Here is a 13,155-nt window from a genome sequence, read left to right on the forward strand (position 1 = left end):
GTGCCATGCTACCGGGTGGTGAAGCGCCTATCCTGGATGGATGGTCGCGGAAGGTCCCCGTGCACCGAGGAGTGAGACGTGACGGAAGACACCAAGGAGCCGCTGGGCGGTCGCCTGCTCGTCGTGGCGTTCGAGGGTTGGAACGATGCCGGCGAGGCGGCGAGCGGCGCGGTGCGCGTGCTTCGCGATTCGCTCGCCCTCCGCCCGCTGCTCGAGATCGACCCGGAGCCCTACTACGACTACCAGTTCAACCGGCCGACGGTCGGCGTCGACGAGGACGGCAAACGGTCCCTGACCTGGCCCGGTACCACGATCTCGGGGCCCGACCCGGAAGCGGCGAAGCCTGCGACCCCCCTGGCGGAGGACGCTGCGCTCCGGGTCAGCGAGGGCGGCGGCGACAACGTCTACGTGTTGCTCGGTGCCGAGCCCTCGCGCGGCTGGAAGGCGTTCGTCGACGAGATCCTCGCCGTGATCACCGAGCAGCGCATCACCGGCATGGTGATGCTCGGTGCGATGCTCGCCGACGTCCCGCATACGCGACCCATCTCGGTCTTCGCGTCGAGCGAGAACGCGGAGCTGCGGCAGGCCCTGCAGCTCGAGCGCAGCACGTACGAAGGGCCGGTCGGCATCCTCAGTGTGCTGGCCGACGCCGCCGAGCGGCAGGGCGTCCAGAGTCTGTCGGTCTGGGCCTCGGTCCCCCACTACGTGCACAGCGCGCCCTCCCCGAAAGCCGTCCTGGCGTTGATCGACAAGCTCGAGGAGCTCATCGACGTCGTCATCCCCCGCGGAGCCCTCGTCGAGGAGTCCGGCGAGTGGCAGAGCGGGATCGACACGCTCGCCGCCGAAGACGAGGACATGGCCGCCTACATCCAGCAGTTGGAGCAGGCGCGCGACACCGTCGAGTCGCCCGAGGCGAGCGGCGAGGCCATCGCAAAGGAGTTCGAGCGGTACCTCCGTCGGGACGAGGGCAAGGGCGACGAGCCCTGGCGGAAGGACCGCGAGTAACCCGGTCCCATCGCGGTGGCGCGACTCCGGTGAGCCGCCGTCCTGCTCAGCGCACGCCGAGGAGCGCGTCGACGGCCGACCGCGCGAGGTCGGCGTCGTCGACGCCGGTCGTCGCTGCGGCGTCGACGAGTGCGATGGCACCCGGGGTGTCGAGGTCGTCCGCCAGTCGGACCCGCATCGCCCGCAGCAGCTCGACGGCGGACGCTCCACTCGCGGCGTCCGTCGCGAAGGCCGAACGCCAGGTCCCGAGCCGACGATCGGCCAGGACGAGGTGCTCGTCGTGCCACTCCCAGTCGCTGCGGTAGTGGTTCGCGAGGATCGCGAGTCGGATGGCCGAGGGGTCTGCTCCGTCGGCGGCCAAGCGTGAGACGAGGACGAGGTTGCCGAGGGACTTCGACATCTTCGTGCCCTCGTAGGCGACCATGCCGGCGTGGCTGAACACCTTGGCGAGCGGGCGACCGGACAGCGCTGCGGCGTGCCCGGCGCTCAGGTCGTGGTGCGGGAAGACGAGGTCGGAGCCGCCACCCTGGACCGTGAAGTCGGATCCGAGGTGCTGGAGGGCGATGACCGAGCACTCGATGTGCCAACCGGGGCGTCCTTGGCCGACGGGTGACTCCCAGCTCGGCTCGCCGTCGCGCGCCGCCCGCCAGAGCAGTGGATCGAAGGCATCGCGTTTCCCGGCGCGGTCGGGGTCTCCCCCGCGCTCGGCGAAGAACGCGGCCATCGTCGCCTCGTCGAGCCCGCTCTCCGCGCCGAGGTGCCAGACGTCGTCGGCCGCGGCGCGCACGTCGAAGTAGACGTCGTCTCCGGCGGCACTGTCCGGGGTGTCGACCGTGTAGGCGACACCGCGCTCAATGAGCAGCGCGACGGCGTCGGCGATCGGTCCGATGACCTCGGTGACCGCGACGTAGTCCTCGGGTGGCAGGATGCTGAGGCGTTCCATGTCGCTCCGGAAGAGTTCGACCTGGCTCGCTGCGAGTTCGATCCAGTCGACGCCGGTCGCGTTGGCCCGCTCGAGCAGCGGGTCGTCCACGTCGGTGACGTTCTGGGCGTAGTGCACCTCATAGCCGGCGTCCAGCCAGACGCGCTGCAGGGTGTCGTAGGCGAGGTAGCTCGACGCGTGGCCGAGGTGGGTCGCGTCGTACGGGGTGATGCCGCAGACGTACAGCCGCGCCGTACGTTCGGCGGAGGCCTCGATGAGACCGGCGCTCGGGGTGTCCCAGAGACACGGGGCCGTGCCGGAGCCGGGCAGCTTCGGGACGACCGGGGCGGACCAGGCCCTCACGCGTTGATCACGCCCGTGCCGAGCAGCACCAGCAGGACGACGCCGAGCACGATGCGGTAGACGACGAAGGGCAGGAAGCTGCGCTTCGAGATGTAGCTCATGAAGAAGGCGATGACCGCGAGGCCGACGACGAACGCGATGATGGTGGCCACGAGCGTCTCGACCGGTCCGTACGGGCTCGGCTCGCCGATGCTCTTGAAGACTTGGTAGAAGCCACTGCCGAACACCGCGGGGATCGCGAGCAGGAACGCGTACCGCGCCGCAGCACGGCGCTCGTAGCCCATGAACAGCCCCGCCGTGATCGTGCCGCCGGAGCGGGAGACACCGGGGATGAGGGCGAGCGCCTGGGCGCCTCCGAAGATCGCGCCGTCGCGGTAGGTCAGGCTCTTCAGGCGTCGCTTCTTCGCTCCGACGGCGTCGGCGACACCGAGCAGGATGCCGAACACGATGAGCATGATCGCGACGATCCACAGTGAGCGGAAGGTCGTCTCGATCTCGTCCTGGAACAACAGGCCGAGCACGACGATGGGGACGCTGCCGATGATGATCAGCCACCCCATGCGGGCGTCGGCGTCATCCCTCGGGATCTTGCCGACAAGGGCCTTGCACCAGGAGGAGATGATGCGGACGATGTCGCGCCAGAAGAACACCACGACGGCGGCCTCGGTACCGATCTGGGTGATCGCGGTGAACGCCGCGCCAGGGTCCTTCGCCCCCGGGAGGAACTCGCCGAGGATGCGCAGGTGCGCACTCGAGGAGATCGGGAGGAACTCGGTGAGCCCCTGGACGAGTCCGAGGATGATGGCGTTGATGAGGTCCACAGGGCACCTTTCTGCAGCCGGATGGCTGGTGTTCGGCCGGATCCGGCAGTCGTCGGCGGGGCGGCTCCTGGAGCGTCTCGCGGCGCGGAGGGCGCGGAGACGGACCGTGGGAAGTCAGTAGTCGAGGAGGAGGTCCGTGAGGACCTGCTTGCCAAACCCTAGCGCGTCGAGCGGCACGCGCTCGTCGACTCCGTGGAACATCGCGGGGAAGTCCAGGTGTTCCGGCAGGCGCAGCGGAGCGAAGCCGTACCCGGTGATGCCGAGGAGCGAGAGCGCCTTGTTGTCGGTACCGCCGGAGAGCATGTACGGGAGCACCGGGGCGCCGGGGTCATGGCGCCCGAGGGTCTCGACGACCGCGTCGACGAGCGGACCCGAGAACGGTGTCTCGAGGCCGATGTCGCGGTGCATGACGACGATCTCGATGTCCTCACCGACGATCTCCGCGACGCGCGCGAGCACGGCGTCCTCCTCGCCGGGCAGGGTGCGGATGTCGACGAGCGCCTCGGCGCGATCGGGGATCACGTTGTGCTTGTATCCGGCCTGCAGCAGGGTCGGGTTGCTCGTCGTGCGGAGCGAGGCCTGGATGAAGCCGGAGGCCGTGCCCGTCGCGAGGGCGAGCTCGTCCGGGCCGAGCCGTTCGGGCGTGGTGCCGAGGATGGTGGCGATCTCCCGGAGCAGCTGCTCGGTGGTGTCGGTGAGTCGGACGGGCCACTCGGTGCGTCCGATGGCCGCCACCGCTTCCGCGAGGCGGGTGACGGCGTTGTCCTGCACGTAGCGGGATCCGTGGGCCGCTCGTCCGGTCGCGACCAGTTTGATCCAGACGAGGGCCTTCTCCGAGGTCTGGAGAAGGTAGGAGCGGCGTCCGCCGAACGTGATCGAGTACCCGCCGACCTCGCTGATCGCCTCGGTCGCGCCGGCGAAGAGCTCCGGTCGTTCCGTCACGAGGTGGTGCGAGCCGAACACGCCGCCGTTCTCCTCGTCCGAGAACATCGCGATCACGAGGTCCCGTTCCGGCCGACGGCCGCTGCCGAGGATCTCGCGGAGCGACGCGAGGATCATCGCGTCCATGTTCTTCATGTCGACGGCCCCGCGTCCCCACAGCAGGCCGTCCTTGATCTCGCCGCCGAAGGGGTCCACCGACCAGTTCGCAGGATCGGCGGGCACCACGTCGAGGTGCCCGTGCACGACGAGCGCCGGCTTCTCGGGGTTCGCACCGGCGACCCGTGCGACCACGCTGGTCCGGCCCGGAGCGGCGTCGATCAGCTCCGGCTCCAGACCGAGGTCGCGGAGGTACGCCTCGACGTACTCGGCGGCCTCCGTCTCGCCGTTGGAGCGGCCCTCACCGTAGTTCGTCGTGTCCATGCGGATGAGGTCCCGCGCGATCCGCGTGGTCTCGTCGAGCGTGAGGTCGGATGCGTCTGAGCCGGAGGTCATGGTTCCACGCTACCCGTCGGCCCTGACCGCTGCACCTCTCCCCCGTTCTGCGCGGTCGGCGCACGGCCGGAAGCCGTCGAGAAGATCCTCTGGCGGTACGAGGTGGTGAACGGCTGTCGAAATCCGTGCTAGAGTTTCTTCTCGTGCCCAGCGAAAGCCGGACACGATCACAACACGCGCGGGTGGCGGAAATGGCAGACGCGCTAGCTTGAGGTGCTAGTGCCCTTACGGGCGTGGGGGTTCAAGTCCCCCTTCGCGCACACCGTGTTGAGACGGCGAACGGCCGGAGCGAAAGCTCCGGCCGTTCTTGTTTTCCCGCCGGACTCCACGAGACGCGGACACCCGAGATCGTCTTCGGCCAGAGCGAAAACCGGCGCACCTCCCCCGGTCCCTGAGCCTGCACCGCCGGTCCCTGAGCCTGTCGAAGGGCAGCTCCGGCGGACCGACCGCGAAGCAGGGGAACGCGCGCGCGAGAAGAAGTGCTGTCCTCAGTGCCCGTGGCCGAGGCGCCGACGGAGCAGGTCGATGCGCGACTGCAGCTGCGTCACGCTCGCCTGTGCCACGGCGGGGCCGCCGCAGACGCGTCGCAGTTCGGCGTGCACGAGTCCGTGCGGCTCCTTCGTGTGCTTGGCGTAGAGGCCGACCAGGGTGTTGAGCACCTGGCGCTGCTCCTTGAGGGTGCGGTAGAGCGGAGCGGGGATGTCCGCCTGCGGACTCGGCGAGGCGGCGTTCTTGTCGACGAACGCCCCGCGCTTGGCCTGGCGGCTCTGGCGCTGCACGAGCAGCTCGTGCACCTGTTCAGGCTCGAGGAGCCCGGGGAACCCGATGAAGTCGAACTCCTCCTCGGTGCCCGGCTGGGCGAGCTCGCCGAACTCGTCGCCGTCGAACACCACCCGGTCGAAGTGCGCGTCCGAGGAGACGGCCTGCCAGGTGAACTCCTCGAGGAGTGAGTCGGAAGCCTTGTCCTCGCGCTCCGCGGCCGCCATCATCGCGTCCTCCGGGTTGAAGAGGTCGCCCTCCGCGTCCGGGTCGCTCGGGCGGTCGAGTGCGTGGTCGCGTTCGAGCTCGAGTTTCTCAGCGAGGGCCATCAGGTTCGGCACGTTCGGGAGGAAGATGCTCGCGATCTCGCCGCGTCGACGTGCCCGGACGAATCGCCCGATCGCCTGCGCGAAGAACAGCGGCGTGGCGGACGACGTCGCGTAGACGCCGACGGCGAGTCGTGGGACGTCCACGCCTTCCGACACCATGCGGACCGCGACCATCCAGCGCTTGGTGTTCCCCGAGAAGTCGGCGATCCGGTCGCTGGCCTCCTTCTCGTCGGAGAGGACGATCGTGGGCTGCTCCCCCGTCAGCTCGTGCAGGATGGCGGCGTAGGCTCGCGCGGTCGTCTGGTCGGTGGCGATCACCAGTCCGCCGGCGTCGGGGACCGCCTGACGGACCTCGGACAGTCGGAGGTCGGCGGACTTCAGGACCGCCGGGATCCAGTCACCCTGGGGGTCGAGGGCGGTGCGCCAGGCCGCGGAGGTGATGTCCTTCGTGTTGCCCTCGCCGAGGCGGGCCTCCATCTCGTCGCCGGCCTTGGTCCGCCAGCGCATGTGGCCGGCGTAGACCATGAAGAGCACCGGACGGACGACCCCGTCCTGGAGTGCTCGACCGTACCCGTAGTTGTAGTCGGTGACGGAGGTCCGGATGCCCTGGTGATCCGGCTGGTAGACCACGAACGGGATCGGTGCCGTGTCTGACCGGAACGGGGTCCCGGTCAGGGACAGGCGACGGGTCGCCCGCGAGAAGGCCTCGTGGATGCCGTCGCCCCAGCTCAGGGCGTCGCCGCCGTGGTGGACCTCGTCGAGGATGACGAGGGTGCGACCCGAATCGGTCGTGCGCTGATGCACGGGCGGGTTCGCCGCGACCTGGGCGTAGGTGACCGCGACACCGTGGTAGTGGCGGCCGAAGACCTGATCGCGGTTCGCGAAGTTCGGGTCGAGGCGGATGCCGACCCGGCTCGCGGCCTCGGCCCACTGGCGCTTCAGATGATCGGTCGGGGCGACGACCGTGATGCGGTCGATCGTTCCGCGATGGAGGAGTTCGGAGGCGAGCCGAAGCGCGAACGTCGTCTTGCCTGCGCCCGGTGTCGCCGCCGCGAGGAAGTCACGGGGTTCGGTCGTGAAGTACTGCTCGAGCGCCTCGGCCTGCCAGGCTCGAAGTTTGCTCGCCGTGCCCCACGCTGCGCGTTCCGGGAAGGCCGGTGAGAGGTGTTCGGCTGCGGACCCGCCCAGGTGCTGGGTCGAAGAGATTTCCGCGTTCACTGGAGACCACTGTACCCGGCCGCACCGACACCGCCGACCATCGTGTGCGTCCCCGACACCCATCCGGATGTCCGACTCGCGACTGATCCGCCAGCCGAGGGGCGGGCGTACGCTGGAGGTTCCGGATGCACAGCAGGAGGAACCACCCATGACCGAACAGCACCATCCCTGGTCGCGGTACGTCGCCATCGGCGACTCGTTCACGGAGGGGATCGGCGATCCCGAGCCGGGGGCGCCGGGCGGGCACCGCGGATGGGCCGATCGCGTCGCCGAGGTGCTGGCCGCGCAGAACTCGGACTTCGCCTACGCCAACCTCGCGGTGCGCGGCAAGCTCGCTCAGCAGATCCTCGACGACCAGGTGGAGCCGGCCCTGGAGCTGCACCCGGACCTCATCACGATCTCGGCGGGCGGCAACGACGTGATCCGGCCCGGCACAGACCCCGACGACATCGCCAGACGACTCGAGCAGGCGATCATCCGACTCCGGAGCGACGGAGCGACGGTCGTGCTGTTCACCGGCGTGGACGTCGGCTTCTCCCCCGTCTTCCGGAGCATCCGCGGCAAGGTCGCGATCTACAACGAGAACCTGCGGGCCATCGCCGCCCGACACGACTGCATCATCGCCGACCAGTGGGCCCTCCAGGCGATCCAGGATCCGCGGATGTGGGCACCGGACCGCCTGCACCTGAACGCGCTCGGCCACCACGAGGTCGCCCGCCTCGTCCTGCACGCGCTGAACGTCGAGAACGACCTCAAGCCGCTGCAGCCGGAGCCGCTCCCCGTCAGGCGTTGGCGTCAGGCCCGGACCGAGGACTTCGCCTGGGCGCGTGAGTACCTCGTGCCGTGGGTGCTCCGTCGGGTGCGGCACCAGTCGTCCGGCGACCACATCACCGCCAAGCGACCGCTCGCCGGCCCGTTCCTCACGGTCGCAGCGCAGGACCAGGAACTCGACGTCTGACCGTCCGGCCGATCACCCGGGCTCCGGCGTCTGCTGCGGTCACGGGTTGGTCAGGCGCCACCAGGGCGTGACCGGCGTGACGTCCGCGTCGAGGGCCAGCGGGACGTCGATCGTCGCCGCGCCGCCCTCCGCGCCCGCCCCCACGGTGTAGCTGAGCTTCCCGACCGTCGAACCGGCGGCACCCGCGTCGATGGCTCTGGCGCGGCTCTCGACCGTGATCGGGGTGTCCTGCCAGACGAGCACGGAGGCGTCGGAGGCCACGACGACCTTCGCGGCCTGGTCCCACGCGGTCGAGTAGGAGCCGACCGACTGCCCGGCGGTGGCGAGCTGGACCTGGTGGAATCCGGCCGGCACGCTCTGCAACAGGGAGACCACGGCCTCGTTGAGCACGGTGTGGTCGTCGGCACCGAGGATGACGCCGACGACGGTCACCGTCCGCCCCGCCACCTGGAGGTCGGCGGAGAACAGCAGGCAGGCGCCCGAGGCGTCGTCGGTCCCCGTCTTCATGCCGGTCACCCCGTACTGGCCGAGGAGGGCGTTCGTGTTCTCGACCTCGCCGATGGCGGGCAGCACCGCCGTGGGCTCCTTGACGATCGACGAGAGCACCGGGTCGGCGAGCACGAGCTTGCCGATGGTCACGAGGTCGCTCGGGGTGCTGACGTTCGTCTCGCCCAGGCCGCTCGTGTTCGTGACGGTCGTGCCCGTCAGCCCACGTGCATCGAGCCAGGCGCGCGCCGCGTCGAGGTACGCGTCGACCGAACCGAAGGCCCAGACGGCGAGGGAGATGCTGTAGTTGTTCGCCGACGGGAGGAGCAGTGCTTCGAGCATCTGCCGCTGGGTGAACACCGACCCGGCGACGACGGGTGCCGCTGAACCGTTCTCCGCGATGGTGTCGTAGTAGAACCCGACGTCGGCGTCGGTCAGCGTGATGGACGGGCCCTGATCCCCCGCGGCGAGCGGCTTGGCCTCCAGCACGACGAGGGAGGTGATCGTCTTCGTGATGCTCGCGATGGGGAACGGCGTCTGCTCGCCACTCGAACTCAGGACGCCGTCGAACCCGACGGCACCGATGGCCCCTCGCCCGAATCCGGGCCAGGCGACCGGTGTCGTCTGCTGGACGAGCGAGGTCGTGAGGGCGTCGCTGGAATCGAGCGTCGCAGCCGCGGCCGGCACCGGTCGGAGCAGCGCGCCTGCGCTGTACCCGAACACCCCGATGAGGAGGGCGAGGACACCGAAGACGGCGAGACGGCGGCGGCGGTAGATCTGTCGTCTCGTGAGTGGCACCCGGTCATGCTACCCGGCGCTCCTGCGCGTACCCTGTCGCGACGTGCCGCCGACCGGGTGGTCCTCGGGCAGCGTGGGACCGTGGTCAGCGGACCCGGAGCTCCCAGAGGGCGACGGCACTGGCCGACGCGACGTTCAGCGAGTCGACGCCGTGGAGCATCGGGATGGTCACGATCGTGTCGGCGGCGGCGAGGGCCGAGGCGCTCAGACCGTCACCCTCGGCGCCGAGCACGATGGCGAGTCGTTCCGGCGCGGTCCGAGCATAGGTGTCGAGGTCCACGGCATCGTCGGCCAAGGCCAAGGCGGCCGTCTCGAAGCCGGCATCCCGCAGGACGCCGGAAGCGACGTCCCATTCCGGCAGGCGGGTCCACGGCACCTGCAGGACCGTGCCCATGCTGACGCGGACGCTTCGACGGTACAGCGGGTCGGCGCAACGCGGGGTGATCAGGACCGCGTCGGCACCGAGGCCGGCGACGGAACGGAAGATGGCGCCGACGTTGGTGTGGTCGACGATGTCCTCGAGGATGACCACCCGGCGGGCGTCGGCGAGGAGTTCGGCGGGGTCGGCGAGCGGAGGGCGGTGCATCGCCGCGAGCGCTCCCCGGTGCAGGTGGAAGCCCGTCAGCTGCTCGAGGAGCGCGGGCTCGCCGACGAAGACCGGGACGTCGTGGTCCTCGAGGAGCGGCGAGACGTCCTCGAGCCACTTCTCCTGCAGCAGGACCGATCGTGGTCGGTGCCCGGCGCGGAGCGCACGTTCCATGACCTTCGTCGACTCGGCGATGTACAGGCCACCCGCGGGTTCGGACACCCGACGGAGGGCGACGTCCGTCAGTCGCGCGTAGTCGTCGAGTCGTCCGTCGTCGAGATCGGTGATCCGGATGACCTGCATGGGAGACGTCCTCTCGACGCGATGTTCGACCTCCACCTTGCCAGAGTGGGAACACGATCGAAAACGAGGCCGTTTAGACTCAGGGGAAGCGATGGCCCGGAGCACTCCGATCATCGCGGACGGATGGACGGAGCAGGCATGAGCACGCTGATCGCAGCAGGGGATCCCGCTGACGAGACGGCCGAGGCCGGGCTCGAACGGGCGATCGAGCTGCTCGCGGACCGACGTGTCGCGTTCCTCACCGGGGCCGGCGTGAGCACGGACTCCGGCATCCCCGACTACCGGGGCCAGGGCGCTCCGGTCCGGACCCCCATGACGGTCGACCAGTTCCTGTCCAACGACGACGCCGCGCGCAAGCGCTACTGGGCCGGCAGCCACCTCGGGTGGAAGCGGTTCGACGGCGCTCGCCCGAACGCCGGCCACCGGGCGATCGCGCTCCTCGAGGAGGCAGGCATCGCCGACGGCGTCATCACGCAGAACGTCGACGGCCTCCACGTCAGGGCCGGCTCGCGCCGCGTCGTCGACCTGCACGGGTCGATGGACCGCGTCAGCTGTCTCTCCTGCGGGCAGAGTTACGCCAGGTCGAGCATCGCGGAGCGCATGACGGACCTGAACCCGTGGCTCGACACCGAGACGGACGTGACGATCAACCCGGACGGCGATGCCGAGGTCGGGCGCGTGGACGAGATCGTCGTCCCCGTGTGCACGGTCTGCGGTGGCATGTTGAAGCCGGACGTGGTCTTCTTCGGCGAGTTCATCCCAACGGAGAAGTACGCCGAGGCGGCAGCACTCGTGCGCGGCGCCGACGCACTCGTGATCGCCGGCTCCTCCCTCGTGGTCAACTCGGGGATCCGGCTCCTCGAACTCGCCCGCCGGAAGCGGTTGCCGATCGTCGTCATCAACCGCGGCGTCACGAAGGCGGACGGCCGCGCGGACGTGAAGCTCGACGCTGGTGCCAGTGAGACGCTCACCGGGATCGCCGCTCGCCTGGTCCCGTCCGCCTTCACGAGCGTCGTCTCGCAGGAGGCGACCGACGCCTGACGCCTCAGGCGTCGGTGCGGTCGTCCGCGAGGAACGCGGTGAGGCGCTGCGCCGCGTCGTGCGGCTCCTCGTAGTGGATGAGGTGTCCGACGCCCGGGATGACGTGCAGCTGCGCGTCGGCGAACCGCTTCGCGAGCGCGTACTGCGCGGCCACGGGCGTGATGTCGTCACGCTCGGCGGCGATGAGCAGCGTGCGGCTCGGGATCCGGTCGGCGTACTCGCTGACGTCGTGGCTGACCGAGGCGGTGAACGACTCGAGGACGACCTCCCGGTCGGCGAAGGCGCTGAAGTACTGGTCGTGCTGGGCGTGGATCCACCGACGGAGCGTCGGGTCCTTCGTCTTCGACATCGCGACGCTCATGATGCGCACGACACCCTTGTTCCGGAGGAAGGCGAATCCCAGGCGTTTCGGGAGCTTCGCGGACGACCAGTAGTAGAAGACCGCGAGCCTCGTCAGGACACCTCGAGGGCCCTGGAGCGCCGGGGCGGCGATCGGGTTCACGAGGATGAGGTCATCCGGTCGGAGTCCCCCGGCGACGGCGGCGCTCGACACGATCGAGCCGAACGAGTGCCCGAGCAGGACGACACGGCCGGTCAGGTGCAGTTCCTCGATGAACCGTCCCAGCCAGGCGGCGTACCCCTCGACGGAGTGGGTGGCCTCGGGGAAGGGAGCCGAGCTGCCGAAGCCGGGGAGGTCCGGAGCGATGATCCGGAACCCGGAGAGCTGCGCGACGACCGGTTCGAGGCCGTGGTGGTCGCCCCGGAACCCGTGCACCATGACGATCGTCGTCGACGCCTCGTGGTCGCCGTAGTCCCAGAACCGGGTCTCGGCTCCGTCCACGATGAGCGAGCGCTCCCGGACGGGGATGCGGTCGAGCTGGTCGGCGTACGGTGATTCGACGGGCATCCACTCAGTCTAGGCAGTCCGGCTCCGCGTTCACCCGACGACGCGGACCGTGCCGCCCCGGCGTGGCACAGGACCCTGTCGGAGGTGCGTCATAGGGTGAAGGCGTGAACACGGTCGATGCGAATCCCCACTGGACGGACCGCCTGGCGGTCTTCGATCTCGAGACGACGGGCATCGAGGTGGAGACGAGTCGCATCGTGACCGCCTTCGTCGGTGTCATCACCGCGGACGGTTCGGTCGAACGTTCGTGGTCGTGGATGGCCGATCCCGGGGTCGAGATCCCCGCTCGCGCCGCCGAGATCCACGGCGTCACGACGGAGCGGGCCCGGGCAGAGGGGCGTCCGGCGCCGGCCGTCGTCGGAGAGATCGTCGCCGTCCTCACCGAGCTGTTCGCCGCGCGGACCCCGGTGGTCGCCTACAACGCTCCTTACGATTTCTCCCTCCTGCACTTCGAGGCGGAGCGACACGGGGTGACGTCGATCACCGACCCGTCCCCCGTCGTCGACCCGCTGATCCTCGACCGGCGGCTCGACACCTTCCGGCGCGGCAAGCGGACGCTCGAGGTCGTCGCCGCCCTACACGGCGTTCCGCTCGAGGGTGCGCATGACGCGGGGGTGGACGCCGTCGCCGCCGGACGCGTCGCTCAAGCCATCGGTCGGCTTCATGCCGACGCCCTGCCGACGAGCGTCGACGAGTTGCACGAGGCCCAGCGGACCTGGTCGCTCGAGCAGGCGGAGAGCTTCCAGTCCTACATGCGCCGCGTGCGCGATCCCGAGTTCGTCGCCGACGGTGCTTGGCCCATCCGCACCGGACGCCCTGCCGCCCGACCCGAGGCGCCGATCATCGTCCCAGCGGACCAGCTGCCCATCGGCATCTGAGCTGTACGGCTCGGCACGACGACGAACGCCCCGATCCGAGGATCGGGGCGTTCGTGTATTCCAGCTGAAGGACTACTTGCCGAAGCCCTTGAAGCGCTGGTTGAACTTCTCGACGCGACCGGCGGAGTCCATGATGCGCTGCTTGCCCGTGTAGAACGGGTGCGACTCGGACGAGATCTCCACGTCGATCACCGGGTAGGTGACGCCGTCGAGGTCGATCGTCTTGCCCGACGAGACCGTCGAGCGCGTGAGGAACGTCGCGCCGGAGGCGAGGTCGCGGAAGACGACGGCTTCGTACGTGGGGTGGATGTCAGATTTCATCAGCAGTCCTTGTTGAGTGGATGGTG

12 protein-coding genes and 1 tRNA gene are annotated in these 13,155 nt (G+C 69.6%); 5 read left to right on the forward strand and 8 right to left on the reverse strand.

What is annotated here, in order from left to right; all coding sequences use genetic code 11:
- Positions 1–78 precede the first annotated feature (78 nt).
- Entirely contained in the window at positions 79–1,005 is a 927-nt protein-coding gene (locus ACQ3HE_RS00930; protein WP_064296958.1) for a PAC2 family protein, read from the forward strand.
- A 46-nt stretch (positions 1,006–1,051) separates the two neighbouring features.
- On the opposite strand, the gene mshC is transcribed toward ACQ3HE_RS00930, so the two are convergent.
- From mshC to ACQ3HE_RS00945, 3 genes are all read right to left on the reverse strand, one after another.
- Positions 1,052–2,290 carry a cysteine--1-D-myo-inosityl 2-amino-2-deoxy-alpha-D-glucopyranoside ligase gene (gene mshC / locus ACQ3HE_RS00935; protein ID WP_430890921.1) on the reverse strand — a complete coding sequence of 413 codons (1,239 nt, stop codon included), beginning with the start codon at positions 2,288–2,290 and terminating at the stop codon, positions 1,052–1,054.
- A complete protein-coding gene (locus tag ACQ3HE_RS00940) occupies positions 2,287–3,111 on the reverse strand; it encodes an undecaprenyl-diphosphate phosphatase (RefSeq protein WP_194600577.1) in 825 nt (274 codons plus the stop codon). The genes mshC and ACQ3HE_RS00940 overlap by 4 nt, the downstream gene beginning before the upstream one ends.
- A gap of 114 nt (positions 3,112–3,225) precedes the next feature.
- A complete protein-coding gene (locus ACQ3HE_RS00945; protein ID WP_085510930.1) occupies positions 3,226–4,545 on the reverse strand; it encodes a M20/M25/M40 family metallo-hydrolase in 1,320 nt (439 codons plus the stop codon).
- A gap of 176 nt (positions 4,546–4,721) precedes the next feature.
- Between ACQ3HE_RS00945 and ACQ3HE_RS00950 the strand changes: the two genes are divergently transcribed.
- Positions 4,722–4,805: transfer RNA gene (locus ACQ3HE_RS00950), tRNA-Leu, on the forward strand.
- Between the two features lie 228 nt (positions 4,806–5,033).
- Here ACQ3HE_RS00950 and ACQ3HE_RS00955 read toward each other — a convergent pair.
- Positions 5,034–6,851 carry a DEAD/DEAH box helicase gene (locus tag ACQ3HE_RS00955; RefSeq protein WP_240043850.1) on the reverse strand — a complete coding sequence of 606 codons (1,818 nt, stop codon included), beginning with the start codon at positions 6,849–6,851 and terminating at the stop codon, positions 5,034–5,036.
- Between the two features lie 148 nt (positions 6,852–6,999).
- On the opposite strand from ACQ3HE_RS00955, the gene ACQ3HE_RS00960 reads away from it, so the two are divergent.
- Positions 7,000–7,809: an SGNH/GDSL hydrolase family protein gene (locus ACQ3HE_RS00960; protein ID WP_079705978.1), complete on the forward strand. Its 810-nt coding sequence runs from the start codon at positions 7,000–7,002 to the stop codon at positions 7,807–7,809.
- Positions 7,810–7,848: 39 nt separating this feature from the next.
- Here ACQ3HE_RS00960 and ACQ3HE_RS00965 read toward each other — a convergent pair whose 3' ends face one another.
- Positions 7,849–9,093, reverse strand: a complete 1,245-nt coding sequence (locus ACQ3HE_RS00965; RefSeq protein WP_137241648.1) for a D-alanyl-D-alanine carboxypeptidase family protein — start codon at positions 9,091–9,093, stop codon at positions 7,849–7,851.
- Between the two features lie 85 nt (positions 9,094–9,178).
- Positions 9,179–9,982 (reverse strand): TrmH family RNA methyltransferase, encoded by an 804-nt coding sequence (locus ACQ3HE_RS00970; RefSeq protein WP_138947103.1) that lies wholly within the window; start codon positions 9,980–9,982, stop codon positions 9,179–9,181.
- Positions 9,983–10,120: 138 nt separating this feature from the next.
- On the opposite strand from ACQ3HE_RS00970, the gene ACQ3HE_RS00975 reads away from it, so the two are divergent.
- Entirely contained in the window at positions 10,121–11,023 is a 903-nt protein-coding gene (locus ACQ3HE_RS00975) for a Sir2 family NAD-dependent protein deacetylase (RefSeq protein WP_079705976.1), read from the forward strand.
- 4 nt (positions 11,024–11,027) lie between these two features.
- Here the strand turns inward: ACQ3HE_RS00975 and ACQ3HE_RS00980 are convergent, their stop codons facing one another.
- A complete protein-coding gene (locus tag ACQ3HE_RS00980; RefSeq protein WP_137241650.1) occupies positions 11,028–11,930 on the reverse strand; it encodes an alpha/beta fold hydrolase in 903 nt (300 codons plus the stop codon).
- 104 nt (positions 11,931–12,034) lie between these two features.
- On the opposite strand from ACQ3HE_RS00980, the gene ACQ3HE_RS00985 reads away from it, so the two are divergent.
- Complete coding sequence (locus tag ACQ3HE_RS00985) at positions 12,035–12,808, forward strand: 3'-5' exonuclease (protein ID WP_137241651.1); 774 nt, start codon at positions 12,035–12,037, stop codon at positions 12,806–12,808.
- Between the two features lie 72 nt (positions 12,809–12,880).
- On the opposite strand, the gene ACQ3HE_RS00990 is transcribed toward ACQ3HE_RS00985, so the two are convergent.
- A complete protein-coding gene (locus ACQ3HE_RS00990) occupies positions 12,881–13,129 on the reverse strand; it encodes a type B 50S ribosomal protein L31 (RefSeq protein WP_056005588.1) in 249 nt (82 codons plus the stop codon).
- Positions 13,130–13,155: the final 26 nt, after the last annotated feature.

The sequence above is a fragment of the Plantibacter auratus genome (assembly GCF_050587365.1).
GTDB classification, from domain to species: Bacteria; Actinomycetota; Actinomycetes; order Actinomycetales; family Microbacteriaceae; genus Plantibacter; species Plantibacter auratus.